Here is a 20,911-nt window from a genome sequence, read left to right on the forward strand (position 1 = left end):
GCATAATGGCGGCATGACAGAGCACCGCATCATAGGCGCCGGCGCCACCCGCGAAGACGAGGCCGCCGACGCCAGCATCCGCCCCAGACACCTGCATGAGTACCTTGGCCAGCAGCCGGTGCGCGAGCAGATGGACATCTACATCCAGGCCGCCAAGCACCGCGGTGATGCGCTGGATCATGTGCTGATCTTCGGCCCGCCGGGGCTGGGCAAGACCACGCTGAGCCAGGTGGTTGCCAACGAGCTGGGCGTGGCGCTGCGGATGACTTCCGGCCCGGTGATCGAGAAGGCCGGCGATCTGGCCGCGCTGCTGACCAACCTGCAGCCACATGACGTGCTGTTCATCGATGAAATCCATCGTCTGTCGCCGGTGGTGGAGGAAGTCCTCTACCCGGCGATGGAAGATTTCCAGATCGACATCATGATCGGCGAAGGCCCGGCCGCGCGTTCGATCAAGATCGACCTGCCGCCGTTTACCCTGATCGGCGCCACCACCCGTGCCGGCCTGCTGACCGCACCGTTGCGCGACCGCTTCGGCATCGTGCAGCGGCTGGAGTTCTATTCGGCCGAGGAGCTGACCCGCATCGTCAGCCGCTCTGCGCAGATCCTGGGCATCGCCTGCGACCTTGACGGCGCAGCGGAAATCGCGCGGCGTTCGCGTGGTACGCCGCGTATCGCCAACCGGCTGCTGCGGCGGGTGCGTGACTATGCCCAGGTCAAGGCCGATGGGCGGATCGACGGCAGCGTGGCGCAGGCGGCGATGGCCATGCTCAAGGTCGACCCGGAAGGCTTTGACGAGCTCGACCGCCGCGTGCTGCACATCCTGATCGACTACTTCGAGGGAGGTCCGGTCGGGGTTGAATCGATGGCCGCCGCGCTGTCGGAGGAGCGTGGCACGCTGGAGGACGTGGTCGAGCCGTTCCTGATCCAGCAGGGTTTCCTGGTGCGTACCGCCCGCGGGCGGATGGCCACCCAGAAGGCATGGCGGCACCTGGGACTGAAACCGCGCAATCCACCGATTGACCTGTTTTCGGCCAGCGTCGAGGGTGATGACCATGATTGAGCAACCATTCATCTGGCAGGCCCGGGTTTACTGGGAAGATACCGACGCCGGTGGTGTGGTCTACCACGCGCGCTACGTGGCCTTCATGGAGCGGGCGCGCAGCGAGTGGATGCGTGCGCTGGGGTGGGGCCAGGAAGCGATGCGTCGCGGCGGCGGGCAGGTGTTCGTCGTGCGCGCGATGAGCCTGGATTTCCACAAGCCGGCGCATCTGGATGACCTGCTGCAGGTCAGCGTGAGCCTGACCCAGTGCCGTCGCGCCAGTCTGCTGATGGCCCAGCAGGTGCACCGCGATGGCCAGTTGCTGGCCACTGCCCAGGTGCGCCTGGCGGCGGTCGGGGCGGAGGATTTCCGGCCGCAGCCGATCAACGCCGGGATGCTTGCCGTTTTTGAATCTTTACAAGTCCAAACCGAATTACCGAGGAACAAGGGATGATCGCAACGCTTCTGGCACTGCCGGCAACCGTGGTGCAAGCACTGCCTGAGGAGGCGGTTGGACTGGCCGCCGAGGCCGCCACCGGCCCTGGCCACCAGGGCATCAACTATCTGTCCCTGATGGCCAAGGCCAGCCTGCCGGTGCAGCTGATCGTGCTGCTGCTGCTGATCGGTTCGCTGATGAGCTGGGTGATCATCTTCCGCAAGCAGCGTGCCCTGAAGCTGGCCAACCAGGCCGCCGACGAGTTCGAAAACCGTTTCTGGTCCGGCGCCGATCTGGGCAAGCTGTACAGTGCGGCCAGCGATCGCAATCGCGCGGTGGAAGGCCTGGAAGCGATTTTCGAGGCTGGCTATCGCGAATACACCCGCCTGCGTGGCCGCGGCCGGCTGGATGCGCGTGCACAGCTGGAAGGGGCGCAGCGGGCGATGCGCACCAGCTACACCCGCGAGGTCGATGTGCTGGAGCGCAACCTGGAAACCCTGGCCAACATCGGCTCCACCGCGCCGTATGTCGGCCTGGTCGGCACCGTGTTCGGGATCATGGTGACCATGCATGACATGGTCAACAGCGGTGAGTCGGCGGGTATTGCCGCGGTCGCGCCGGGTATTTCCGAAGCGTTGTTCGCCACCGCGATCGGCCTGTTCGTGGCCATTCCGGCCTCGTGGGCTTACAACCGCTTCACCACCCGTCTGGAACGGCTGTCGGTGCGTTATGAAACCTTCGCCGAAGAGTTCAGCTCGATCCTGCAGCGCCAGTCGGCCAGCGAAGATTGATCCTGCACCGGAGCACAGCCCATGACCGTCTCGGTGTTCAACCGGCGCAAGCGCCGCAAGCTTAAAAGTGAGATCAACGTCGTGCCGTATATCGACGTGATGCTGGTGTTGCTGATCATTTTCATGGTCACCACGCCGCTGCTCAATCTGTCGGTGACTGCCGATATCCAGTTGCCGCAGTCTGCGGCCAAGGCTTTGGAGGCCAAAAGCGACCCGGTGATCGTGACCGTGCGCAGTGATGGCCAGCTGGGTTTACAGCTTCCAAAATCTACTGTCCAGGCGATGGAGCCGGCGGAGCTGGAGGCGCGGCTGGCAGCGATGGTGGCCCAGGATAAGCAGTTGCGCGTATTTTTGGGGGCCGATGCTCAGGTGCCGTATCAAAAGCTTGTAGTGGCGATGGATGCGCTCACGCGCGCCAAGGTGGAAAAGGTCAGCCTGGTAACCGAATTGGGTAGCAATGCACGCTGATCTGCCCCCGTTGCCGAGTCCGCCACAGCCTTCGCTGGCACGCGATCTGGCCCTGGCCATTGGCGTGCACCTGTTGCTGCTGCTGGTGTTTGTGCTGGCCTGGTGGTGGTCGCCGCAGCGCACGGTCGAGCCGGCTGCCGGTGATCCGCTGCAGGCCAGCCTGGAGGTGAGCGCGGCCGAAGCCAGCGCCGTGCGCCGGGCCTTGTCGGCCTCGGAGAAACTGGAGGCCTTGCCCGAACCGGCGCCGGAGCCGACCCCGTTGCCGGAGCCGGCCCCGGAGGACACGGTGCCACCACCGCAGCCGGAGCCCGAGCCGCGGCCGATGGATGCGGCCACGCCGATGCAGCACAACGCCCAGGAGCGGGTTGCCCAGCCGGATACGGTGGAGCAGGAGCGGGTCAGCGCCCTGGCCATCGCCGAGCAGAAGGCCAGGCAGGAGCAGGAAGCCAAGCGCCGCCAGGAACAGATCGACCTGACCGAGCGCAAGCGCGTGGAGGAGGCCGAACAGCGCCGGCGACTCGCTGCCCAGCAGGCTGAAGAGCGTGAGAAGAAGCTGGCCGAGGAGCGCCGCCAGGCCGCTGAACAGGCGCAGCGTGAGCAGCGCCTGGCCGAAATCCGCCGTCAGCGCGAACGCGCGCAGCGTGAAGCCCAGGCCGCCGAGGCCCGGCTGCGCCAGCTGGCCGAGGCACGGGCGCAGACGGCATCGAGCAATGCCGCCGCCACTGCACCCAGCACGCCGCGCGCTGGCGCCGGTGGCAGCAGTGAGGATCTGACCGCCAAGTATGTTGCGGCCGTACAGCAGGCCGTGCTCAACCAATGGATACGTCCGGACAGCATCCCGGTCGGCCAGCGTTGCCGCTTGACCATCCGTCAGTTGCCCGGCGGTGAAGTGCCGGAGGGTGGTGTCACCTTCACCAGTGGCTGCCCCTATGACGAGGCCGGCCGGCGTTCGGTCGAGGCGGCGATCCTGCGTGCCCAGCCATTGCCGTATCGTGGTTTTGAATCGGTTTTCCAGCGCACGTTGAATTTCAACTTCGAGGCAAAGGACCGCTGATCGCATCGGTCATGGAGGGCGTTGATGCTGCAACTTCACCTCGCTTGGTTCATGATTGCGCGGCGGTTAATCCATCCCCTGTTATGCCTTCTGGCTCCCCGAGAGCGGATCGAGTGTTGAAAATGAAAATGCCCCGCTGGCTTGCTGTTGTTACTTTGCTGCTGCTGCCCTTTGTTGCGATGGCGCAGCAGCGAGGGCTGGAGATCGATATCGTCGGCGGCAACGCTTCGGCGTTGCCGATCACCGTGGTACCGATGCCTTATGAAGGCGCCAACCCGCCATCGACCGATGTCGCTGCGGTCGTGCGTGCCGACCTGGACCGTTCCGGTCAATTCCGCACCCTGCCCGAAGCCCAGCTCATCGAGCGGCCGGTACGTGGCAGCGAGGTCAATTACGCCACTTGGCGTGCACTGAAGCAGGACTATCTGGTCATCGGTCGCGTGCTCGATGCCGGCGCCGGTGCCTACCGGGTCGAATATGAGCTGTATGACGTTGCCCGTGCTGAGCGCCTGCTGGGCCTGGCGATGACCGCGCGCAGCAATGCGATGCGTGATGTCGCCCACCAGATGGCCGATGCGATCTATGAAAAGATCACCGGGGTGCGCGGTGCGTTCTGGACCCGGATTGCCTACGTCACTGCCACCGGCAGCGGCAATGCAATGCGCTATGCGCTGATGGTGGCCGATTCTGACGGTTACAACCCGCAGACCATCGTGCGTTCGGCCGAGCCGCTGCTGTCGCCCTCGTGGAGCCCGGATGGCCGCAAGCTGGCCTATGTCAGCTTCGAGCGCGGCAATTCGGCCATCTACATCCAGGATATCGCTACCGGTGCGCGTGAGCCGGTGACCACCTTCCGCGGGGTGAATGCTTCGCCGTCGTTCTCCCCGGATGGCAGCAAGCTGGCCGTCTCCCTGTCGCGTTCGGGCAACCCGGAAATCTATGTCATGGACCTGGCCAGCAAGGGCCTGACCCAGCTGACCAACCATTTCTCGATCGATACCGAGCCGCGTTTCAGTGCCGATGGCAGCACGATCTACTTCACCTCCGACCGTGGTGGTCGCCCGCAGATCTACCAGGTGCCCGTCACCGGTGGCACTGCCACCCGGGTGACCTACCAGGGCAATTACAACGCCACCGCCTCGATCTCCTTTGATGACAAGAAGATTGCCGTGGCACAGGGCAGTGGCAATACCTACCGTATTGCCGTGATGGACCGCAGCCTGGGCAGCGCGCGCTGGAGCACGCTCTCGCCCGGCTCGCTGGATGAATCACCCAGTTTTGCCCCCAATGCCAGCATGCTGCTGTACGCCGCCCGTGAGGGGCGCCGTGGCGTGCTGTATGCCGTTTCTGCCGACGGGCGCGTCCGGCAGCGGTTGGTCCTTGCCGACGGTGATGTGCGTGAGCCGGCATGGTCTCCCTACCGGAATCAGCGCTAAATAAGTGTTAATATTTTTTCCTTATCACCCATCCCACTGGCCAGGAGCCTGAGGTTAACCATGAACAAGTCCACTCGCGTTCTGCTTGTTTCGCTGTTGTCTGTTGCCGTCCTTGCGGGCTGCTCGAAGAAGGTCAAGGAAGAACCGGCACCGGCTGCTCCGGCTCCGACCCCGGCTGCTCCGACCCCGGCTCCGGTTGCTACCGGTTATGGCCCGAACGATCTGGACAGCGATGCCTGCCTGCGCCAGCGCGTTGTCTACTTCGACCTGGACCAGGAAGCGCTGAAGCCGGAATTCCAGGCCATCATGGGCTGCCATGCCAAGTACCTGCGTGACCGTCCGTCCTCGCGCATCACCCTGGAAGGCCATGCCGACGAGCGCGGTTCGCGCGCCTACAACCAGGGCCTGGGTGAGCGCCGCGGCAATGCCGTCAACTCGGCCCTGCAGGCCAACGGTGGCGCCGCTTCGCAGCTGACCGTGGTTTCCTACGGCGAAGAGCGTCCGGTCTGCACCGATTCGGGCGAAGCCTGCTGGGCGCAGAACCGTCGCGTCGAAATCGTTTACACCGCCAAGTAAGCGATGAAGCAGCGGATCATTTCGCTGATGCTCGCAGCGGCCTTCATGGCCGCTGCACCGGCGCAGGCCCAACGGGCCTCGCTGGCTGATCGTGTGGCCAGCCTTGAGCAGCATGTGCTCAATAGCCAGGCCAATACCGATATGCTCAACCAGCTGCAGCAATTGCGTTCGCAGTTGACCGAGATGCAATCGGCGATCGAGCAGTTGCAGCATGAAAACGAGCAGCTCAAGCAGCTCAACCGGGCCCAGTTCCTGGACCTGGATGGCCGCCTGGAGCGCATTGAAGGCGCTGGCAACCCTGTATCCGCAGCGGCTCCGACAGCAGCGGCTGCCGCCACTGCACCCCCGGCCGTAGTGGCCGAGCGTGCGCCGACGGTGCGTGGTGATGCCGGTGCACTGGCGGCCACCCAGGATGAGCGCACCTCCTACAATGTTGCCTTTGATGCCCTGAAGGCCGGTCGCTATGCCGATGCGACCCAGTATTTTCTGAGTTTCCTGGAGCTTTATCCGGCCGGTGTCTATGCGCCCAATGCGCTGTATTGGCTGGGCGAGAGTCACTATGCCGCCGGGCAGTATGTCCAGGCGCGGCAGCAGTTCGAGCACCTGCTGAGCCAGTACCCGACGCATGACAAGGCGGCCGGCGCGCTGCTCAAGGTTGGCCTGTCGCTGCAGGCTGCAGGTGACCGGGTGGCCGCCGAGCAGACCTTGCAGCAGGTCGGGCAGCGTTACCCGGGCAGTGATGCCGCAGGCATCGCGCGTGAGCGTTTGCGTTCCTTGCAGTTGGGCCAGCACACGCTGCGCTGAGCCTTGCAATGTCCCGTTTTACAGGGCCGGCCACTGTGCCGGCCTGTTCGTTTATCAGGATGTACCCCATGAATCCGGTCGATGCCGTCGCCCTGCCCAGTCATATCGAACAATCGCCGTTGCCGCGATTGAAGATCACCGAGATATTCCTCTCGCTGCAAGGCGAGGCCGACAGCATTGGCTGGCCGACGGTGTTTGTCCGTCTGACCGGCTGCCCGTTGCGTTGCACTTACTGTGACACCAGCTATGCCTTTCATGGTGGCCAGTGGCGCGATATCGATGACATCGTCGCCGAAGTGCTCGGCTATGGGGTCGGGCATGTCTGTGTCACCGGTGGCGAGCCGCTGGCACAGAAGCGTTGCCTGGCCCTGCTGGGCAAGCTGTGTGATGCCGGGCTGTCGGTGTCGCTGGAAACTTCCGGCGCGCTGGATGTGTCGGCGGTGGATCCGCGCGTGAGCCGGGTTATCGACATCAAGACGCCGGACTCCGGTGAAGTGGCTCGCAACCGTGAAGCGAACCTGGCGCTGCTGACCGCGCACGACCAGCTGAAGTTCGTGATCTGCTCGCGCGCTGATTTTGAGTGGGCGCGGCAGAGGGTGCTGGAGCAGAAACTGCACCAGCGCACCATGGTATTTTTCTCGCCGAGCAAGGACCAGGTGTCGGCGCGTGAGCTGGCCGACTGGATCGTTGCCGACCGCCTGCCTGTACGTTTCCAGCTGCAGCTGCACAAGCTGCTGTGGAACGACGAGCCCGGGCGCTGAGCCGTCCTTTGTTTTGTCGTCGGCGTGGGACAGCGCGCTGGCCTTCCTTTCCAATGGAGATTCCCATGAACAAAGCCGTCGTGCTCCTTTCCGGTGGCATGGACTCGGCCGCGGTGGTGGCCATGGCCCACGAGCAGGGCTTTGCAGTGCATGCGCTGAGCGTTCGTTACGGCCAGCGCCACACCTCCGAGCTGGATGCGGCCATGCGAGTGGCCGCTGCCTTGGGTGTGGCCGAGCACAAGGTAGTGGATGTCGACCTGCGCGCCATTGGTGGCTCGGCGTTGACCGCCGACATCGAGGTGCCGGCTGCCGGCGGTGAGGGAATTCCGGTGACCTACGTGCCGGCGCGCAACACCATCATGCTGTCCTTGGCGCTGGGCTGGGCCGAGGTGCTCGGTGCTGCGGACATCTTCTGTGGCGTCAATGCCGTGGATTACTCCGGTTACCCGGACTGCCGGCCCGAGTTCATCGCCGCTTTCCAGCATCTGGCCAACCTGGCGACCAAGGCCGGGGTCGAAGGCGCGGGCATTACCATCCATGCACCGCTGCAGCACCTGAGCAAGGCGCAGATTGCTGCCGAAGGTACACGTCTGGGCGTGGATTTTGGCCTGACCGTTTCCTGTTACCGCGCCGATGCCCGGGGCAGGGCCTGCGGGCAGTGCGATGCCTGTGAGCTGCGCGCCGAAGGTTTCCGTGCGGCAGGCTTGAGCGACCCGACCCATTATGTTGATGGGCTTCGCATGGTGTGATTGTTGATGTATAATTTGCGCTCGGCTTTTGTGGCCGGGTGTCATGGGCCGTTAGCTCAGTCGGTAGAGCAGAAGACTTTTAATCTTTTGGTCGATGGTTCGAATCCATCACGGCCCACCATACGCATCAACGACTTAGGCTGCCTTCGGGTGGCCTTTTTCTTTGCCTCCGTAATTGCCTCCGTAATTCAGGGCTGTGAGCCGGATGGTTTTACGCGCGGCTTTGATTTGTCGTACACCTTCATCATCGCATCGGACACGCCCAGCGCATCCTGCCGCTCGGCCTTGTTGCCGGCCGCATCCGTGCCGCCCTTGCGCTTCAAATCGTGCAGGCTGAAACGCTCGTCTGCAGTGATTACGCCATCGGCAATCGCGCGCCGAATCAGTCGCTGCCAGGCCGAGTCAAGGCCGTGCTTGGTCAGCGGTTCGCCACCTTCGGCGAGGAATACGCGGCGATCCTCTGGCCGCATCGCGACCGGCAGCCGCCGGGCCTGGACGATGGCCGCCCGCTGCGCCAGCGCCGCATCCCACGCGGCCCGCAGCCTCTCATCCCACAGCACCACACTATCCCGCGACCCCTTGCGCCGGTTTGTGACCAGGCCATCGACCGTGGCCGCCGCCTCAGTCAGGGTTAGCGTCTCGATGCCGCGCAGCCGGCACAGATAGCCCAGCTCCATCACGATCCACAGGTAGGGCGCGACGCTGCCAGGGGTACGCGCAGTCAGTTGCCCGCCCTGCTTGGCGAGCGACAGAACCCGGTCATAAGCGGCCGTGGTGGGCAGGCGCTGGCGCGGGCGCTCCTTGGCCTGCTCAAGGCCCTGGGCAGGGTTTGCCGAAATCAGCCCACGGTTCAAGCCCCAGCGGAACACGATCGACGCATACCGTTTGACCTGGTTGGCCTTCGTCGGCGTGCCTTCTGATTCGATCCGATCCACCAGGCGCTGCAGGTGGTGCGTGCGCAGCTTGTCGGCCACCAGCTCGCCAACTGCGCCTCCCGATGCCGTGCGCTGTGCCAGGAGTACGTCGCGGGCGTAGCTGTACGCCTTCTTTGTGCCATCGGCCAGATTCCTGAACTTCGGGCTGTCCTGGTACTGGGCGCACAGCCACGCAACGGTGCCACGCCCGTCTGGCGCTCGCCTGTCCGCGATCTGGTGCAGGTCGGAAAGCCGCGCCTGCGGGCCGGCCACGGTTTTGCGTTTCTTCCTGCCGGCCACCTCTTCGAACACATACCACCGGCCAAGGCCGCTGGCGTCCCAGTAGACGCCAGTCGGCAGCTTGGTGACATCGATGTGCTCGGGCATGCCGGGCTGCTGCTTGCGTGGACGGGGGCTCATATCAGCTCGGCCGGGTATGACTCGGTGGATGCTGCGCTGCCTATGCCCAGCGCAGCGTCAAGGGCCGTCATGGTCGTCCACACGCCGCCTTGTCCGTCGTACTGGATCCGGATGCCCGACTTGCGCGCCCAGCGCTCGACAGTGGCCAGGCGCGGTGCCGGCCCATCCGGGCGGCACAGTTTCTGCAGCTCTGGATAGCTGACGATTCCGGGGGCGGTCATCACTCCACCCCGATGGCCAGCGGCTTGGCCTGGCCGGACTTGTCCACGGCAGACAGACCCTGCACAAACGCGACCGGCAGCACACTGGTTTCGTGCATCACCTTGGCCGCGTCAATGGCCGTGCGCTGCAGTGATGTCCACTCGCGCGCGATATTGGCGATGGCGCTTGCCCGCTTGATTTCGGCCTCCAGCGCCTCGGTCTGCATCCCCTCATCGCCCAGGCGCTCAAGCTGCGCCATCAGGTGATCTGCCACGTCTGTTGCCCTGTTCTTCATGCCGTTTCCTCCAGTTTCTTGATTCGATTGCCGATCTTTCTGGCCAGTGCGCCGCGGAGCTGGAAAACCCTCGCGACCTCTGGCGGGAAGTTCACCCAGTAGCTATTCCGGCGCATCATTTCGGCGCGGGTGAGCAGCTCAATGTCGTCAACGCTGATTGCGCCAGGATCGACAGATGACCGGCCTTCCTTGAATGTCGCGACCATGCCGGCCGGCACTTCGCCGTGATGCTCGGTCCAGACCGCAAGCGGGGCCGAAACCCAGCGTTCAGGGCCAATGCGCTTTTCCAGGACGCCTCGTTGCAGCCGCCAATTTCCCATGCGGCGATATGTCGATCCCTCAGCCACAACGCCACGGGCGGCGTGATATGCCTCGGTCTTTGACAGGCCGAGCATGTTGGCCCGCCGGTAGACGGAGTTCACCGTCCGTGCGAGCGCCGCAGCCACCGCCACAGTTGACTCGTGCGGGTAGCGAGCCTCGAGAACGGCATCCTCGTCGGCGGTCCACCGCCTCGGCTTTATTGCAGGCGGCTTTGCGTGGACAACCGCGATCCCGTGTTCGGTAGCCAGCCGGCGCGCCGTGCGCCGGGTGATGCCAGCTTCGGTGGCGATGTGCGAGATGCACAGGCCTCTCGACGCGAGGTCGCGGATGCGCTCGATGATGCGAACGTGCATCACCGGCCACCACCGGAGATCATGCGCATCGGCACCGGCCCGGCTGGCCGCCCATCCAGCGCAACGACCTGCTGCACCCCTGCCACCGCGGTGGGCAGGCGTCCGGTTTCGTCCAGTACGCGGATGGCGTCGATTTCCGCCGATACCCGCGCACCGGCGATGCCCGAAATGGCCGCCAACCGCTCCCGTACTTCGATGATGTCAGTCATGTTCCATTCCTCGTCATGCCGGCCAGTCGCTCCAGGCGCTCGGCTTCGGCGATGTAGTTGTCGTGGCGCTCTTGCGCCGTGAAGAACTGGTTGTCGCCCTGGGCCAGTGCGGCATCAGCGGCGATGCGATAGGCCCGTGCCCTGCGCGCCGGGTCATCGCGGAAGATGTCCAACTGCTCAGAACGGAATTTCGTCATCGGCGAAGTCATCCATGGCCTGGCTGGCGGATGGCGCGGCCTGCTGCTGCCGCTGCGGGCGCTCCTGCTGGCGCGGCGCACTCTGGCCATCGCCGCGACCGCCAAGCATCTGCATTTCGTTTGCGATGATGTCGGTGGTGTATTTCTCGATGCCGTCCTGGCCGGTGAATTTGTCGTACCGGATCGAACCCTCGACGTAGACCGAGCTGCCCTTTTTAAGGTACTCGCCGGCGATCTCGCCCAGCTTCCCGAAGAACACCACGCGGTGCCATTCGGTGCGCTCCTGCTGGTTGCCATCACGGTCCTTGCGCACAGAGGTTGTGGCCAGGCTGCAGCGGGTGATGGCCATGCCGCCCTGCGTGTACTTCACTTCCGGGTCATTGCCGAGATTTCCGACCAGGATCACCTTGTTGATGCCGCGTGCCATGCTTGCTCCTTGTTTGCCAGGCGCATCAGCCGTTCGGCCTCTGCGCGGTAGATTTCGTATGTCTCCGGGTCGCCCCGAAGCTGTGCGGCCGTTGCGGCCTGTTGATTCATCGCGGCCAGCTCGGCCAGGTCGTCAAGCAGGTCTAGCTGGCCGGGAAGGGGTTCCATGCAGTCCTGGCCATTGCTGCGCTAACGATTTCCTGCACGTCGTCTTCCATCAGCAGGCAGGCTTCCTCCAGCCGAGCGATGTATTCGTCATCACGCGGCACTCGCTGTATGTAGAGCCGCAGGTCAGGCCCGAAGTCCGGGTGGTAGCTGACGAAATCCCACCACTGCCGGCCCGTCACCCACAGCCCGCCCTGGATCTGCTCGATGTGCTCCGGCGGCAGGCCGGTGAGCAGGGTCTGCAAATGCACCTCGCTCGACTCGGGCGATTTGATTTCGCCGCCGCCGTCATCGCCGACGAGGAAGTCGGGCGATGCGCCGATGAAATCGTGCACCGGGTGCAGGGTGAACTCGGCCAGCTCAACGATCACGCCGGTTTCGGCCTGATATGCGGCCACGGCTGCCGGCTCGACCGTCTGGCCCCATGCCAGCGCAGCGGCCTTGACCTGCTTGCGCGGCTTGCCAGTCAAGCGCTCGGCTGCCAGCTGGTGGGCGTAGTTGACCAGGGCCAGCGGCTGCGGCTTCGGCTGGCCCTTGCGCGGGCCAGATTTGAACTCGCCGCGCTCGCGCTCGGTCATCACGTCGTGCATCCGGCTGGCCGTGATCTTTCCTGCTCGGGCGGCAAACCAATCGTCTGATCGCTGCTCGATCACGGCTGCACCTCGGCATTTTCCGCGCCAGCATTCTCGGCAATGGCCTGATACTCGGGCAGCAGGTCAGCCACCAGGGCGCGGCGCTGCTTCGGCCATGCTGCCCACATCTCGCGGAAGGCCTGCACTCCGTCCTTCGCCACGGCGCGGGCTTCGTTGTCAGCGGCGTCGCGCTCCGGGCCGGTCGGGATGGTTTGCTGCACAGCCGCAGCGGCTACATTGCTGGCAGGGCCAGCAGTGCGCCCAACAATCTCGGCCACCACTTCCTCCGGCAGGTCTTCAATGTCCTGGGTGAATATGTCGCTGGCGGCAGTGGCGGTGATCACCGCATCGACCTGCGCGCGCTTCTTGGCCATCTTGAGGATGGTGTTGGCCACATCGGCCGGATTGGTTCGCACCTGTTTGACCTGCTCGACGCGCCCCTGGTACTTGCTGAACTTGATGCGTCGGCGATTTTCTGGCGTGGCTTCGAATTCCTCGTCGCACACGGCCCGGCGCCAGCTGTACTTTTCTTCTGCGCTGCTGCATTCGCCGATTCCGGCACCAACGAACGCGCCGCCTGGCGACAGCAGGTTCACGGTCACGCGATAGGCGATCTCGCCGTTGCGGGACAGGTCTTCCACCTCCGGCTTGGCCGCCAGGCGGAACGTGGCCATCAGTTTTTCGGCGCCAGCCTTGTAAAGGCTCTTCGATTGGGTTCCTGGGATCTTTCCGTAGTGGGTCCCGTCCTTCATTACCTCCAGCATTACGTCCTGCATCAGGTTGACCTGCGCACGGATGTCGGCGGCGGTGAGCGAGCGGGAGCCGTAGGCCTCAACCGCTGGCTGAAATGCGACTACCTGGTTCATGTCTTTCTCCTTGGGTATGGATGCCGGTGCGTCATGGCCGCCGGCTCGGCCGTCCTCCTGCACTTCCTGTGCTGGCGTGACGCTCGCCACCCGTTTGGGCTGTAGGTGCCGGATTTGGGGAGCCCGTCCGGCGCGGGATTGCGGCAGGGGAGGCCGCGGGGATTCAGTGGTTGTCAGACCACGTCCGCTCGGGCCATGCGGCGTTGCTGTACATCCGCAGCTGCCGGCGCTTGGCGCGCTGGCGCAGGGCCACGGCGCGCCAGCGGCGCAGGATCAGCCACGCAAACAGCAGGGCCAGCGCGATCAGGGCCACGACAACGCTGTGCGCGTCCACGCGGTAGGCAGTGCTGCCGACCGATGCACAGAAGCCAATGCCGGCGGCGTAGAGCATGAAGGCGAGGGCGTCGGCGGGCTTCATGCTTCACCCCTGGCCTTGGCGATGGCGGCACGGGCCTTCTCGGCGAATTCAACAGGAGATGCGCACGTATCCCAGCAGGCCACGAAGCCCTCCAGCGTCTCCAGTAACTCCGGCGCGGCTGCGATCAGGCGGGCGTTGGCTTCAACTGGATATCCCTCGGCACCATCGTGATGCCACCCCTTGTGGATTGTGGCGAGCGACTTGTCACCGGCCACGGTGCCGCCGTTTTGGTACAGATCCTTCGGGTCCCGGCGCCAGACATTTCCATTGCCGTCATGGAACCACGGCCCCGGCGTGTGCTTACTCATCATCCTTCTCCTGTTTCTTGTTGTGATGGGTGTTGTTCGGCTGGGATGCGGCCGGCGCGCTCATTTCGGCGATGTAGGCGGCGCGGTGGGCGGCCAGCTCTGCGATGCGCAGCGGCACGACGTAAACGGCAAGCGCGATCGTCAGCGTCCAGGCGATTCGTTCGGCGCGGCTCATGCGCCACCTACCGCGTCGGCCAGGGCGGCGCGCAGCTGGTCGGCCGGCTCGCCCTGCAGGAACAGCAGCGCGGTTTCAGCCGCGTTGGTCAGCCGGGCCATGCTGGCAACGGCGCGGCGGGCTTGCTGCAGGCTGGACGACAGCGCGAGGGAGTCCCCGGCATCGATAGCCATCTGCTCCACGTCGATCACATGCGCGTGCAGCGCGTCGATAACCCGGCTCATGCGGCACCCCGCAGCTGCAGCGAGGCTGCAATGGGCGTGTGGCGGTAGATCAGGCTCTGGACTGCCTCGTCCACTTCGCAGCGGCGGGCGTCCTGCAGTCGATCGATTTCGCGGGCGAGGTGTTCGGCAACCTCGCGGCGCAGGATGCGGCCGGCCTGTGCGTCATCGCCGGATGCCAGGGCGGCTGTTACTTCGGCCTCCCAGCTCATCGGGTTTTCGCCCAGTGCCTCGCCGACAAACGACGGCAGCGCGATCAGTGCCGGAATAGCGGCGGCGATGGCTTCATTGCGGCGCTCGGTGAGCGCTTCTTCCTGCCCGCAGGTGAAGCAGCCGCAGTTGGCGTGGTAGCTGTGCATGGCTCAGCCCTCCCCGGCGACGAGGGTCGCGGCGATTTCATCGATGGTGTTGAAAGCGGCCGCGGCATCGCGGGCCTGCTCGCCGCTGTCATAGATGCCTGAGCGGGTGCAAACATCGCCGTTCTTGGCAACAACCCACATGGCCTCGGCGATTTCGATTGCTTCGTACATGGCTCGTCTCCCTGCCCCTGTCGGCGGTGTGCCGGTGTCGTGGGGCGATGGAGCTAGTTAAACACAGCGTTTAATCGCAAGTCAACAGGGTGTTTAATATTTTTCTTCAACTTGCGATCCTGCACCGCACCACCGGCCCGGAAGATCTGTTCGCCGGGCACAAAAAAGCCCCGCAAGAGCGGGGCCTTCTTTACTGCTTCGCTGGGTTTCCAGTGGCCGTTACGGGTACGACGAACGGCGGCGCGGCTGGTTGTACGGGCTACCGGTCGGGTTGCTCGAGGACGGGCGGTACGGGTTCACGGTGCCGCGCTCATTGGTGTACGGGTTGCGGTTGCCTTGGGTGGAGTAGTTATCCAGCTTGGTGCTGTTGGGCGCGGAGCGGTAGTGGCCCTGCACGTAAGTTCCATCAGAGCGAGTGTGCCCCTGTACATAGGTCTGGGCAGAAGCAATACCGGAGACAGCCAGGGCAGCCAGAGCGGCTACCAAAAAGCGAACCTTCATGTTCATTCCTTGATTGGTGAAGATGGGCAGAGTGTTGCCCGGGGCTATCTTTGCATGTATCGGGCGTGAATTGTGACGTCTGTCACTAAGCTGGATGGGGCATGCTTGCAAACCGACTTTGGCTGCCATAAAAAACCCCGCCGGAGCGGGGTGTGTGGCGCTTACTTAGGCGGATCTGCCTGCGGCGTAGCTGGAGGCGCTGCCTGGCTGGCCGGCAACTGTATGACTATGGGCGCAGGCTGTTGCATTGAAGCCTGCGGCATCACCACCTGCTGTGGAGCTGTGGGCTTGGTTCTGAGGACAACAGTGGCGATGGTCGAGGCCGAGGCAAGGATGACGGCCGCGATCAGGCCGACCTGCCAGCGCGTTGCAGTGACCTGCTCCTTTGCATTGTCCGCCCTAACGCCAGCTATGCCGGAAGTTACGTCCGACTTGATGCCGGAAAGTGCGGTTAGAACATCCCCCTTGAATGCGCCCAGCTCGCCCAGGAACTTGGCGTTATCCAAGCGCATTTCAGCAATGGCGGACGCAACCCGAGCTTCCGAGGCAGCAATAGCTGCATTCATTTCGTGGCGTGTGACATCGCTCATGACCACATGATCGTCGCATAGGGGCTCTGGCGCAACAGGCGGAGGGGGCTGCACATGCTCGCGCCAGGACCCGAGAGGGCCTTGATGGGCCATAGGGAGGATGTCTGGCCGTGAAACAGACATTCACTCACCCCCTTCTGAGCCTTCCGCATCGGGCATAGGGTTCGACTCAATCCATTCTTTGATTGGTGCGTAGTCATGAATTCTCATATACGCGCACTTCTTACAAATCATGGGGAGCACAGGCCGGCCAAACGGCAGAAGTTGGGCTGAATAATTTGGAGACATGGGATCTAGAAATGGAGCCCCAAGGCCAAGGGCATTCGTGGCGAATACCAACTCGGGCTTGTCCTTCAGTCTGGAAAACTGAAGCGTCCACTCAGAAGAGCTGCAAACTGGGCAGAGGCGGGCTGCATTTGCCGCATCGAAAAACCTCATGACATCATCAAATTTGATGTGCTTGTAATCCATATTACTCACGCTCCGGAACCAAAGTTCCTGCTCAGTTGAACCGATCAAAGCTATTCCGCAGCCTCAAAGCCGCCGCAGCCCCATCCCAATAAGCGCCTTGCCGCACACGACCAGGTCATCAGTGGCGATCCGCCACTCCCTGAAATCCGGGTTGCTGCTGACCACATAGATGCCGTCCACGCGCTTCTGCAGCATCTTGATCTGCGCCTCGCCGTCTACGCTGATCAGGTAGTAGTCGTCGCCGTCGAACCAGGTCACGCTGGTGTCGATCATCACCACGTCGCCGTCCTCGATCTTCGGGCGCATCGACGGGCCACGGCCGGTGATCAACCGCATTCGCCCAGGCGCAGGCAAAAAGCCCAGTTTCTTGCGGATTTCCCACTCAGCAACGTCAACCGTGCGGATCACCTCCGGGTAGTCACTGTTGGCCACGCCAGCCCCCATGCCTGCCGCTCCTTCGTACAGATCGAATCGAAGGTAGCCGGGCGGCGTCTCAGTGGGTGCGACCGCCCGTGTGGAGACAAACATCGGAGCGTCGCCGTCAAGTATCCACGTGGAGCTTATGCCGAGCTCCTGCTGAGCCTTGCTCGCGCCGGAGGCGGAAACGCCGGTAGGGCGTGACTCCCAGTTCTTGACGGTTTGGGGGGACTGACTGAGCGCTCGCGCTAGCGCTGACTGGCCCCGGATGGCGGGGTTCAGCTGTGCGGCAGCGAGGTAGAGGCGCGTCATTGATGGGTGCATATCGGCCATGTCCAATTGTGGGGCGACTAAACACGGCGTTGTTACACGCCACGTTGACTTCATCATTAAACGTGGTGTTTAATTGTTGGCATGAACAAGCCAACCGACCAGATGCATGAGGATTCCGAGCTGATCGAAAAGCTCGGCGGACCAGCCAATGTTGCCCGACGCCTGGGCTTCGATATGCCAGGCGGAACGCAGCGGGTACAGAACTGGAAGTACCGGGGGATACCACCACTCATTCGAGTGACCCGCCCCGACGTATTCGGCCCGGCGCCGAAGCAGCGCAGGAGCCGCGCCGCATGACCACCAACCGGGGGAACGGACGCTACGCCGCACAGGGTGATAGCGCGGTGAGCAAAAAACCGCACCCGTGGCGGCAATGGAACCCAGGGCAATTCGCCCGCAACGACAACCGCACGCAGATGCCGAGCGCCAGTTCTCGGCTCATCGGCGTGCCCCATGGCTGCAGGCCGAGCAGGGGGGAGTGATGAGCCATCCAGCCCGCAGTACCGACCCACAGACCAGCCACGACGCCGCCCGGCACATCGTTGCCAGCGGCGCCCAGGCGCTGCAGCAGGAACAGGCCCGCGACGCGGTGTCCTGCCACCCCGGCCTGACCAGCAGCGAGCTGGCCCGCGCCTCCGGTTTCGACCGCTACATGCTGGCCCGCCGGCTGCCGGAGCTGTGCGACAGCGATCGCGTGGTGCGAGGCGATGCCCGCCGCTGCAGCATTTCCGGCCGCAGTGCGGCGACCTGGTGGCCGGTGCAGGCATGAACTACTTCAACCTGCACATTGGCGATTACGTTGCCGCCACGGCGCACCTTTCGCTGCTGGAAGACGCTATCTACGGCCGCCTGCTGCGCCGCTACTACATGCAGGAGTCGGCGCTGCCGGAAGAGGTCGCCAAGGTTGCGCGCCTGGCCGGTGCCCGAAGCCCAGAAGAAGTGGAGGCCGTCCAGGTGGTGCTGGAGGAGTTCTTCACCCTGGAAACGGACGGCTGGCACAACAAACGCGCCGATGCCGAGATCGCCGCATACCACGAGAAGGCCGAAGCGGCACGCGAGAACGGGCGCCGTGGCGGCAGACCGCGACGCACTTCCGAAACCCAGCAGAAACCCAACGAAACCCAGCCGGTTTCCTCTGGGTTTGAAAAAGAAACCCAGCAGAAAGCTAACCAAGAACCAATAACCAATAACCAAGAACCAAACAAAAGCAAGCACACGCCTTCGGGAAGTTCCCGCGGTGTGCAGGCGCAAAGCGACGCCGGGCGTGCGTGCCTGCTGATGCGGCAGGCCGGGTGTGTTTCGACAAACCCGAGCCACCCCGACCTACTGGCCGCGCTGGCCGAGGGCGTCACGCCGGAGGCGCTGGCCGACACCGTGGCCGAGGGCCTGGCCCGCTCGCCACCCGTTGGCCGCCCGTTTGCCTGGGCGATCAGTGCCGCCCGATCCCGCAACGCCGAAGGCCCATCAACCGTTGTCCCGATCTCCGGAGCCCGCAATGCAGCCCCTGTCCGCAGCACTTCGCTCAGCGCCGTCGAGCGCGTCCACCTCAACGCCCAGCGCATGCTCGACGCCGAGCAGCGGCGCGCCGAAGCCGACCCCGGCCCCGGCATCCTCGAAGGCCATTGCCACGCTGTGGGCGCGCATGACTGAGATCTACGGCCACCGCTGGGCCAGCAGCTACGGCGACGACCCTGCCAGCAGTGCAGGGCAAACCTGGGCCAAGGGCCTGGCCGGGATCAGCCCGCAGCAGCTGGCGGCCGGCATCGGCGCCTGCATCGCCAGCGCCCAGCCGTGGCCGCCGACGCTGCCGGAGTTCCGCCAGATGTGCCTGGGCATCCCGTCACTGGCCGCGGTGCGCGCCGAGCTGCAGCGGCAAGGCTCTCAGTTCAGTGCCTTCGCCCGGCTGGTGTGGCAGCAGATCGACGCCTACCGGTTCCGGCACGCGCCGGCCGAGAAGGCCGATCGGTTGATTGCCGAGGCCTACGCCGCGGCGAGCGAGTACGTCATGCGCGGCGGTGAGCTGCCGGCCGAACCGGTTGCTGCGCTGGAGCAGGCAGCCGAGCGCAATCCGGTGCCGGCCAGCCGCGAGCAGATGCTGGGCCACCTGGCCGGGATCAGTGAGCTGCTGGGAGGCCGGGCATGAACTTCCTGCAGGAATACCAGTCCGGGCGCTGGGCCCGTGAGGCCAATCGCGAGCTGAGCCGCTGCCCTTTCTACCAGATGGGCGACGAAGGGGCGAGCCAGCGCGATGCCTGGCGGCAGGGCTGGCACGACGCTGACAAGGAAATCAGGGGGAAGAAATGAAGCGCCTGTTCCGCGCCATGCGCGACAACCCGCGGTCCCGTGCCATTGCCGTGGCCGCCTATGAAGCGGCAATGGAGCAGATCGAGGCAGGCAACGATGTTGAAATCCTGCTGCGCGAGCCGGCCAGAACGCTGTGCGCAAATTCGGCCATGTGGGCCACGCTGGCCGATATCGCCCAGCAGGTCGATTGGCCGCACACCGATTCGGCTGGCCGGTGGGTGATTGGCAAGATGACGCCGGAGAGCTGGAAGGCCGTTTTGACCGCCGGCTTCGAGCAGGAAACCCGCATGGCCCAGGGCGTGGCCGGCGGCACCGTGATGCTCGGCGCACGAACCAGCCAATACAGCAAACGCCGCATGGGCGAGTTCATCGAGTTCGCGCACGCATTCGGGGCTGATCGCGGCGTGCGCTGGTCGGCGAAGGCGGCCGAGGAATTAGCCATGTGGGCGAAGCCGGGGAGGGCTGCGGCATGAAGGAGCGGCACATTCACACCGCCCGCGTCTACCTGCGCGAGGCCATCAGCCGGCGCGGCACGGCGTTTTCATGGACGCTGCTGCAGTGGGCCGGCAACGCTCGGCGACGGGCTGCCGCCTGCATTACGCCAGCCGCTGAGCCTGTCCAGCCGGATCTTGCTGGACCGCTGCAGCTCGACCTGTTCGGGGGTTCGGCATGACGATGCAGCTGTACGAGCTGGCGGATTACGGGGTGAAGTCATGAGCTTCGATTTCACGAAAGACCCGGCGGTCGTCAACGTCCCGCTGAGCAAGCGCGGGAATATCGACGCACAGATTGATCGCTACAAAGCCGAGCAGGAGAAAGCCAGGCGAGCGGCCGATGCGGCACACCGGGCAAATAAATCCCAGCTGATCGCTGAGGCTCGCCGCCGATTCGACGCCGCACCAGACAGCGCGTTTGCTGCGATGGCCGAGCGTCACGGAAAGACAGCAAAGCAAGTCCGCGCATCGCTCAAAAGCTACGTTCGGGCGCGGCCGCAGTGGATCATCGACCTGCTGGCGGGTGAGAAATGACCCCGGCCATGCGCGATTTCGCCCTGAGAGAAATCGGCTGCATCTGCTGCCTGCAGCGCGGCATCCGCAGCGAGTGCGAGAAGCATCACCTGCTGAGCACTGGCCGGCACGGCAACGGCCGCCGGCTGGGCGAGCGGCACACGGTCGGCCTGTGCAGCTACCACCACCAGGGCGCCAAGTCCGTCGGCACCGCGGCCGCTGAGCAGATGCGCGAGCAGTACGGGCCGAGCTATGCCGATGAGGCGCAGGCGTTTCGTGAGGAATTCGGCGACGACGAGGCGCTGCTGGAAATCCAGGACCGGGCCATTGCGGCCTGGGCAGATTCGACCATTGGGGGTGTGCGATGAGTGCGACACAGACGAGCGAGGGCCTGATTTCCCACCTCCAGCTGGTGACCGAGTGCGGCGTGATCCGCTGCCCGGTGAAGCTGCAGGTCGGCGCAGATGGGAGGATCAGCGGGCACGACAGCAGCCGGAACGCGGTTGACCCAGCTCCCATG

39 protein-coding genes and 1 tRNA gene are annotated in these 20,911 nt (G+C 64.4%); 20 read left to right on the forward strand and 20 right to left on the reverse strand.

Annotation, left to right across the window (positions count from 1 at the left end; translation table 11 throughout):
• Window positions 1-13 precede the first annotated feature (13 nt).
• The 11 genes from ruvB (at window position 14) to ABB25_RS00845 (ending at window position 8,238) form a co-directional block, all read left to right on the forward strand.
• On the forward strand, window positions 14-1,063 hold the full coding sequence (gene ruvB / locus ABB25_RS00795) for a Holliday junction branch migration DNA helicase RuvB (RefSeq protein WP_057662296.1): 1,050 nt from the start codon (window positions 14-16) through the stop codon (window positions 1,061-1,063).
• The gene (gene ybgC, locus ABB25_RS00800) at window positions 1,050-1,496 is read left to right on the forward strand and encodes a tol-pal system-associated acyl-CoA thioesterase (RefSeq protein ID WP_057662299.1); all 447 of its coding nucleotides are present in this window, start codon (window positions 1,050-1,052) and stop codon (window positions 1,494-1,496) included. Before ruvB ends, ybgC begins: the two co-directional genes overlap by 14 nt.
• Window positions 1,493-2,269, forward strand: a complete 777-nt coding sequence (gene tolQ, locus ABB25_RS00805) for a protein TolQ (protein WP_057662303.1) — start codon at window positions 1,493-1,495, stop codon at window positions 2,267-2,269. Before ybgC ends, tolQ begins: the two co-directional genes overlap by 4 nt.
• Before the next feature lie 21 nt (window positions 2,270-2,290).
• Window positions 2,291-2,737: an ExbD/TolR family protein gene (locus ABB25_RS00810; protein WP_057662306.1), complete on the forward strand. Its 447-nt coding sequence runs from the start codon at window positions 2,291-2,293 to the stop codon at window positions 2,735-2,737.
• The gene (tolA, locus tag ABB25_RS00815; protein ID WP_057662308.1) at window positions 2,727-3,791 is read left to right on the forward strand and encodes a cell envelope integrity protein TolA; all 1,065 of its coding nucleotides are present in this window, start codon (window positions 2,727-2,729) and stop codon (window positions 3,789-3,791) included. Before ABB25_RS00810 ends, tolA begins: the two co-directional genes overlap by 11 nt.
• Window positions 3,792-3,913: 122 nt before the next feature.
• A complete protein-coding gene (gene tolB / locus ABB25_RS00820) occupies window positions 3,914-5,227 on the forward strand; it encodes a Tol-Pal system beta propeller repeat protein TolB (RefSeq protein WP_057662311.1) in 1,314 nt (437 codons plus the stop codon).
• 60 nt (window positions 5,228-5,287) lie between these two features.
• A complete protein-coding gene (gene pal / locus ABB25_RS00825; protein ID WP_057662314.1) occupies window positions 5,288-5,803 on the forward strand; it encodes a peptidoglycan-associated lipoprotein Pal in 516 nt (171 codons plus the stop codon).
• A 3-nt stretch (window positions 5,804-5,806) separates the two neighbouring features.
• On the forward strand, window positions 5,807-6,607 hold the full coding sequence (gene ybgF / locus ABB25_RS00830) for a tol-pal system protein YbgF (protein ID WP_057662316.1): 801 nt from the start codon (window positions 5,807-5,809) through the stop codon (window positions 6,605-6,607).
• 68 nt (window positions 6,608-6,675) lie between these two features.
• Window positions 6,676-7,368, forward strand: a complete 693-nt coding sequence (gene queE / locus ABB25_RS00835; protein WP_083488029.1) for a 7-carboxy-7-deazaguanine synthase QueE — start codon at window positions 6,676-6,678, stop codon at window positions 7,366-7,368.
• Window positions 7,369-7,433: 65 nt separating this feature from the next.
• The gene (gene queC, locus ABB25_RS00840; RefSeq protein ID WP_057662322.1) at window positions 7,434-8,117 is read left to right on the forward strand and encodes a 7-cyano-7-deazaguanine synthase QueC; all 684 of its coding nucleotides are present in this window, start codon (window positions 7,434-7,436) and stop codon (window positions 8,115-8,117) included.
• A gap of 45 nt (window positions 8,118-8,162) precedes the next feature.
• A tRNA-Lys gene (locus tag ABB25_RS00845) sits at window positions 8,163-8,238 on the forward strand.
• A gap of 67 nt (window positions 8,239-8,305) precedes the next feature.
• Here the strand turns inward: ABB25_RS00845 and ABB25_RS00850 are convergent.
• The 20 genes from ABB25_RS00850 to ABB25_RS00925 form a co-directional block, all read right to left on the reverse strand.
• Window positions 8,306-9,418 (reverse strand): site-specific integrase, encoded by a 1,113-nt coding sequence (locus tag ABB25_RS00850; RefSeq protein WP_152980870.1) that lies wholly within the window; start codon window positions 9,416-9,418, stop codon window positions 8,306-8,308.
• 29 nt (window positions 9,419-9,447) lie between these two features.
• Window positions 9,448-9,672 (reverse strand): hypothetical protein, encoded by a 225-nt coding sequence (locus tag ABB25_RS00855; RefSeq protein ID WP_057662330.1) that lies wholly within the window; start codon window positions 9,670-9,672, stop codon window positions 9,448-9,450.
• Window positions 9,672-9,947, reverse strand: a complete 276-nt coding sequence (locus ABB25_RS00860) for a hypothetical protein (RefSeq protein WP_057662333.1) — start codon at window positions 9,945-9,947, stop codon at window positions 9,672-9,674. Before ABB25_RS00860 ends, ABB25_RS00855 begins: the two co-directional genes overlap by 1 nt.
• Entirely contained in the window at window positions 9,944-10,621 is a 678-nt protein-coding gene (locus tag ABB25_RS00865; protein WP_057662336.1) for a hypothetical protein, read from the reverse strand. Before ABB25_RS00865 ends, ABB25_RS00860 begins: the two co-directional genes overlap by 4 nt.
• The gene (locus ABB25_RS00870; protein WP_057662339.1) at window positions 10,621-10,830 is read right to left on the reverse strand and encodes a hypothetical protein; all 210 of its coding nucleotides are present in this window, start codon (window positions 10,828-10,830) and stop codon (window positions 10,621-10,623) included. The genes ABB25_RS00865 and ABB25_RS00870 overlap by 1 nt, the downstream gene beginning before the upstream one ends.
• Window positions 10,827-11,027, reverse strand: a complete 201-nt coding sequence (locus ABB25_RS00875) for a hypothetical protein (RefSeq protein ID WP_057662342.1) — start codon at window positions 11,025-11,027, stop codon at window positions 10,827-10,829. The genes ABB25_RS00870 and ABB25_RS00875 overlap by 4 nt, the downstream gene beginning before the upstream one ends.
• Window positions 11,008-11,454 carry a single-stranded DNA-binding protein gene (locus tag ABB25_RS00880; protein WP_057662345.1) on the reverse strand — a complete coding sequence of 149 codons (447 nt, stop codon included), beginning with the start codon at window positions 11,452-11,454 and terminating at the stop codon, window positions 11,008-11,010. The genes ABB25_RS00875 and ABB25_RS00880 overlap by 20 nt, the downstream gene beginning before the upstream one ends.
• Complete coding sequence (locus ABB25_RS14450; protein WP_152980872.1) at window positions 11,430-11,621, reverse strand: hypothetical protein; 192 nt, start codon at window positions 11,619-11,621, stop codon at window positions 11,430-11,432. Before ABB25_RS14450 ends, ABB25_RS00880 begins: the two co-directional genes overlap by 25 nt.
• Entirely contained in the window at window positions 11,597-12,271 is a 675-nt protein-coding gene (locus ABB25_RS00885) for a lambda exonuclease family protein (protein WP_211259270.1), read from the reverse strand. Before ABB25_RS00885 ends, ABB25_RS14450 begins: the two co-directional genes overlap by 25 nt.
• Entirely contained in the window at window positions 12,268-13,116 is an 849-nt protein-coding gene (locus tag ABB25_RS00890) for a hypothetical protein (RefSeq protein ID WP_057662350.1), read from the reverse strand. The genes ABB25_RS00885 and ABB25_RS00890 overlap by 4 nt, the downstream gene beginning before the upstream one ends.
• A gap of 163 nt (window positions 13,117-13,279) precedes the next feature.
• Window positions 13,280-13,534 carry a hypothetical protein gene (locus ABB25_RS00895; RefSeq protein ID WP_057662352.1) on the reverse strand — a complete coding sequence of 85 codons (255 nt, stop codon included), beginning with the start codon at window positions 13,532-13,534 and terminating at the stop codon, window positions 13,280-13,282.
• On the reverse strand, window positions 13,531-13,842 hold the full coding sequence (locus ABB25_RS00900; RefSeq protein WP_152980874.1) for a hypothetical protein: 312 nt from the start codon (window positions 13,840-13,842) through the stop codon (window positions 13,531-13,533). Before ABB25_RS00900 ends, ABB25_RS00895 begins: the two co-directional genes overlap by 4 nt.
• On the reverse strand, window positions 13,835-14,017 hold the full coding sequence (locus ABB25_RS00905; protein WP_057662358.1) for a hypothetical protein: 183 nt from the start codon (window positions 14,015-14,017) through the stop codon (window positions 13,835-13,837). Before ABB25_RS00905 ends, ABB25_RS00900 begins: the two co-directional genes overlap by 8 nt.
• Window positions 14,014-14,241, reverse strand: coding sequence for a hypothetical protein (locus ABB25_RS00910; protein ID WP_057662360.1), 228 nt, complete (start codon window positions 14,239-14,241; stop codon window positions 14,014-14,016). Before ABB25_RS00910 ends, ABB25_RS00905 begins: the two co-directional genes overlap by 4 nt.
• On the reverse strand, window positions 14,238-14,597 hold the full coding sequence (locus ABB25_RS00915; protein ID WP_057662363.1) for a hypothetical protein: 360 nt from the start codon (window positions 14,595-14,597) through the stop codon (window positions 14,238-14,240). The genes ABB25_RS00910 and ABB25_RS00915 overlap by 4 nt, the downstream gene beginning before the upstream one ends.
• 3 nt (window positions 14,598-14,600) lie before the next feature.
• Window positions 14,601-14,768: a hypothetical protein gene (locus ABB25_RS14705; protein ID WP_160319385.1), complete on the reverse strand. Its 168-nt coding sequence runs from the start codon at window positions 14,766-14,768 to the stop codon at window positions 14,601-14,603.
• Window positions 14,769-14,987: 219 nt separating this feature from the next.
• The gene (locus ABB25_RS14455; RefSeq protein ID WP_152980875.1) at window positions 14,988-15,269 is read right to left on the reverse strand and encodes a hypothetical protein; all 282 of its coding nucleotides are present in this window, start codon (window positions 15,267-15,269) and stop codon (window positions 14,988-14,990) included.
• A 161-nt stretch (window positions 15,270-15,430) separates the two neighbouring features.
• Complete coding sequence (locus ABB25_RS00920) at window positions 15,431-15,859, reverse strand: hypothetical protein (RefSeq protein ID WP_152980877.1); 429 nt, start codon at window positions 15,857-15,859, stop codon at window positions 15,431-15,433.
• Window positions 15,860-15,982: 123 nt separating this feature from the next.
• A complete protein-coding gene (locus tag ABB25_RS14460; RefSeq protein ID WP_152980879.1) occupies window positions 15,983-16,330 on the reverse strand; it encodes a hypothetical protein in 348 nt (115 codons plus the stop codon).
• 63 nt (window positions 16,331-16,393) lie between these two features.
• Window positions 16,394-17,059: a LexA family transcriptional regulator gene (locus ABB25_RS00925; protein WP_244477720.1), complete on the reverse strand. Its 666-nt coding sequence runs from the start codon at window positions 17,057-17,059 to the stop codon at window positions 16,394-16,396.
• Window positions 17,060-17,161: 102 nt separating this feature from the next.
• Here ABB25_RS00925 and ABB25_RS14115 point away from each other — a divergent pair, with 102 nt between their 5' ends.
• The 9 genes from ABB25_RS14115 (at window position 17,162) to ABB25_RS00960 (ending at window position 20,759) form a co-directional block, all read left to right on the forward strand.
• On the forward strand, window positions 17,162-17,377 hold the full coding sequence (locus ABB25_RS14115) for a hypothetical protein (protein ID WP_083488032.1): 216 nt from the start codon (window positions 17,162-17,164) through the stop codon (window positions 17,375-17,377).
• Window positions 17,378-17,561: 184 nt separating this feature from the next.
• Window positions 17,562-17,849 (forward strand): hypothetical protein, encoded by a 288-nt coding sequence (locus tag ABB25_RS00930; protein WP_057662368.1) that lies wholly within the window; start codon window positions 17,562-17,564, stop codon window positions 17,847-17,849.
• Window positions 17,846-18,730 carry a YdaU family protein gene (locus ABB25_RS00935; RefSeq protein ID WP_152980881.1) on the forward strand — a complete coding sequence of 295 codons (885 nt, stop codon included), beginning with the start codon at window positions 17,846-17,848 and terminating at the stop codon, window positions 18,728-18,730. Before ABB25_RS00930 ends, ABB25_RS00935 begins: the two co-directional genes overlap by 4 nt.
• A complete protein-coding gene (locus tag ABB25_RS00940) occupies window positions 18,723-19,223 on the forward strand; it encodes a hypothetical protein (RefSeq protein ID WP_057662374.1) in 501 nt (166 codons plus the stop codon). The genes ABB25_RS00935 and ABB25_RS00940 overlap by 8 nt, the downstream gene beginning before the upstream one ends.
• Window positions 19,220-19,384: a hypothetical protein gene (locus ABB25_RS14710; RefSeq protein WP_160319386.1), complete on the forward strand. Its 165-nt coding sequence runs from the start codon at window positions 19,220-19,222 to the stop codon at window positions 19,382-19,384. Before ABB25_RS00940 ends, ABB25_RS14710 begins: the two co-directional genes overlap by 4 nt.
• Window positions 19,381-19,857, forward strand: coding sequence for a recombination protein NinB (locus ABB25_RS00945; protein ID WP_057662377.1), 477 nt, complete (start codon window positions 19,381-19,383; stop codon window positions 19,855-19,857). Before ABB25_RS14710 ends, ABB25_RS00945 begins: the two co-directional genes overlap by 4 nt.
• Window positions 19,854-20,057: a hypothetical protein gene (locus ABB25_RS00950; protein WP_152980883.1), complete on the forward strand. Its 204-nt coding sequence runs from the start codon at window positions 19,854-19,856 to the stop codon at window positions 20,055-20,057. The genes ABB25_RS00945 and ABB25_RS00950 overlap by 4 nt, the downstream gene beginning before the upstream one ends.
• A gap of 40 nt (window positions 20,058-20,097) precedes the next feature.
• A complete protein-coding gene (locus ABB25_RS00955) occupies window positions 20,098-20,412 on the forward strand; it encodes a hypothetical protein (RefSeq protein WP_057662382.1) in 315 nt (104 codons plus the stop codon).
• An 8-nt stretch (window positions 20,413-20,420) separates the two neighbouring features.
• The gene (locus ABB25_RS00960) at window positions 20,421-20,759 is read left to right on the forward strand and encodes a Ref family recombination enhancement nuclease (protein ID WP_160319387.1); all 339 of its coding nucleotides are present in this window, start codon (window positions 20,421-20,423) and stop codon (window positions 20,757-20,759) included.
• The last annotated feature ends 152 nt before the right edge of the window (window positions 20,760-20,911 follow it).

The sequence above is a fragment of the Stenotrophomonas koreensis genome, from assembly GCF_001431525.1.
GTDB lineage: Bacteria > Pseudomonadota > Gammaproteobacteria > Xanthomonadales > Xanthomonadaceae > Stenotrophomonas > Stenotrophomonas koreensis.

Excerpts from the sequence above, each read along its gene's own strand:
- ABB25_RS00880 (WP_057662345.1), bottom strand. The coding sequence starts at position 11,454 with ATGGCACGCGGCATCAACAAGGTGATCCTGGTCGGAAATCTCGGCAAT.
- ABB25_RS00895 (WP_057662352.1), bottom strand. The coding sequence starts at position 13,534 with ATGAAGCCCGCCGACGCCCTCGCCTTCATGCTCTACGCCGCCGGCATT.
- ABB25_RS14115 (WP_083488032.1), top strand. The coding sequence starts at position 17,162 with ATGAACAAGCCAACCGACCAGATGCATGAGGATTCCGAGCTGATCGAA.
- ABB25_RS00905 (WP_057662358.1), bottom strand. The coding sequence starts at position 14,017 with ATGAGCCGCGCCGAACGAATCGCCTGGACGCTGACGATCGCGCTTGCC.
- ABB25_RS00925 (WP_244477720.1), bottom strand. The coding sequence starts at position 17,059 with ATGACGCGCCTCTACCTCGCTGCCGCACAGCTGAACCCCGCCATCCGG.
- ABB25_RS00900 (WP_152980874.1), bottom strand. The coding sequence starts at position 13,842 with ATGAGTAAGCACACGCCGGGGCCGTGGTTCCATGACGGCAATGGAAAT.
- ABB25_RS14455 (WP_152980875.1), bottom strand. The coding sequence starts at position 15,269 with ATGAAGGTTCGCTTTTTGGTAGCCGCTCTGGCTGCCCTGGCTGTCTCC.
- ABB25_RS00960 (WP_160319387.1), top strand. The coding sequence starts at position 20,421 with ATGCGCGATTTCGCCCTGAGAGAAATCGGCTGCATCTGCTGCCTGCAG.
- ABB25_RS00915 (WP_057662363.1), bottom strand. The coding sequence starts at position 14,597 with ATGCACAGCTACCACGCCAACTGCGGCTGCTTCACCTGCGGGCAGGAA.
- ABB25_RS00920 (WP_152980877.1), bottom strand. The coding sequence starts at position 15,859 with ATGAGCGATGTCACACGCCACGAAATGAATGCAGCTATTGCTGCCTCG.
- ABB25_RS00870 (WP_057662339.1), bottom strand. The coding sequence starts at position 10,830 with ATGACTGACATCATCGAAGTACGGGAGCGGTTGGCGGCCATTTCGGGC.
- ABB25_RS00875 (WP_057662342.1), bottom strand. The coding sequence starts at position 11,027 with ATGACGAAATTCCGTTCTGAGCAGTTGGACATCTTCCGCGATGACCCG.
- ABB25_RS00860 (WP_057662333.1), bottom strand. The coding sequence starts at position 9,947 with ATGAAGAACAGGGCAACAGACGTGGCAGATCACCTGATGGCGCAGCTT.
- ABB25_RS14460 (WP_152980879.1), bottom strand. The coding sequence starts at position 16,330 with ATGGATTACAAGCACATCAAATTTGATGATGTCATGAGGTTTTTCGAT.
- ABB25_RS00855 (WP_057662330.1), bottom strand. The coding sequence starts at position 9,672 with ATGACCGCCCCCGGAATCGTCAGCTATCCAGAGCTGCAGAAACTGTGC.
- ABB25_RS00865 (WP_057662336.1), bottom strand. The coding sequence starts at position 10,621 with ATGCACGTTCGCATCATCGAGCGCATCCGCGACCTCGCGTCGAGAGGC.
- tolQ (WP_057662303.1), top strand. The coding sequence starts at position 1,493 with ATGATCGCAACGCTTCTGGCACTGCCGGCAACCGTGGTGCAAGCACTG.
- ABB25_RS00850 (WP_152980870.1), bottom strand. The coding sequence starts at position 9,418 with ATGCCCGAGCACATCGATGTCACCAAGCTGCCGACTGGCGTCTACTGG.
- ABB25_RS14450 (WP_152980872.1), bottom strand. The coding sequence starts at position 11,621 with ATGGAACCCCTTCCCGGCCAGCTAGACCTGCTTGACGACCTGGCCGAG.
- ABB25_RS00935 (WP_152980881.1), top strand. The coding sequence starts at position 17,846 with ATGAACTACTTCAACCTGCACATTGGCGATTACGTTGCCGCCACGGCG.
- ABB25_RS00930 (WP_057662368.1), top strand. The coding sequence starts at position 17,562 with ATGAGCCATCCAGCCCGCAGTACCGACCCACAGACCAGCCACGACGCC.
- ABB25_RS00945 (WP_057662377.1), top strand. The coding sequence starts at position 19,381 with ATGAAGCGCCTGTTCCGCGCCATGCGCGACAACCCGCGGTCCCGTGCC.
- ABB25_RS00950 (WP_152980883.1), top strand. The coding sequence starts at position 19,854 with ATGAAGGAGCGGCACATTCACACCGCCCGCGTCTACCTGCGCGAGGCC.
- ABB25_RS00955 (WP_057662382.1), top strand. The coding sequence starts at position 20,098 with ATGAGCTTCGATTTCACGAAAGACCCGGCGGTCGTCAACGTCCCGCTG.
- ybgF (WP_057662316.1), top strand. The coding sequence starts at position 5,807 with ATGAAGCAGCGGATCATTTCGCTGATGCTCGCAGCGGCCTTCATGGCC.
- ABB25_RS00810 (WP_057662306.1), top strand. The coding sequence starts at position 2,291 with ATGACCGTCTCGGTGTTCAACCGGCGCAAGCGCCGCAAGCTTAAAAGT.
- ybgC (WP_057662299.1), top strand. The coding sequence starts at position 1,050 with ATGACCATGATTGAGCAACCATTCATCTGGCAGGCCCGGGTTTACTGG.
- ABB25_RS00910 (WP_057662360.1), bottom strand. The coding sequence starts at position 14,241 with ATGAGCCGGGTTATCGACGCGCTGCACGCGCATGTGATCGACGTGGAG.
- tolA (WP_057662308.1), top strand. The coding sequence starts at position 2,727 with ATGCACGCTGATCTGCCCCCGTTGCCGAGTCCGCCACAGCCTTCGCTG.
- ABB25_RS14705 (WP_160319385.1), bottom strand. The coding sequence starts at position 14,768 with ATGTACGAAGCAATCGAAATCGCCGAGGCCATGTGGGTTGTTGCCAAG.
- pal (WP_057662314.1), top strand. The coding sequence starts at position 5,288 with ATGAACAAGTCCACTCGCGTTCTGCTTGTTTCGCTGTTGTCTGTTGCC.
- ABB25_RS00890 (WP_057662350.1), bottom strand. The coding sequence starts at position 13,116 with ATGAACCAGGTAGTCGCATTTCAGCCAGCGGTTGAGGCCTACGGCTCC.
- ruvB (WP_057662296.1), top strand. The coding sequence starts at position 14 with ATGACAGAGCACCGCATCATAGGCGCCGGCGCCACCCGCGAAGACGAG.
- ABB25_RS00940 (WP_057662374.1), top strand. The coding sequence starts at position 18,723 with ATGACTGAGATCTACGGCCACCGCTGGGCCAGCAGCTACGGCGACGAC.
- queE (WP_083488029.1), top strand. The coding sequence starts at position 6,676 with ATGAATCCGGTCGATGCCGTCGCCCTGCCCAGTCATATCGAACAATCG.
- queC (WP_057662322.1), top strand. The coding sequence starts at position 7,434 with ATGAACAAAGCCGTCGTGCTCCTTTCCGGTGGCATGGACTCGGCCGCG.
- ABB25_RS14710 (WP_160319386.1), top strand. The coding sequence starts at position 19,220 with ATGAACTTCCTGCAGGAATACCAGTCCGGGCGCTGGGCCCGTGAGGCC.
- tolB (WP_057662311.1), top strand. The coding sequence starts at position 3,914 with ATGAAAATGCCCCGCTGGCTTGCTGTTGTTACTTTGCTGCTGCTGCCC.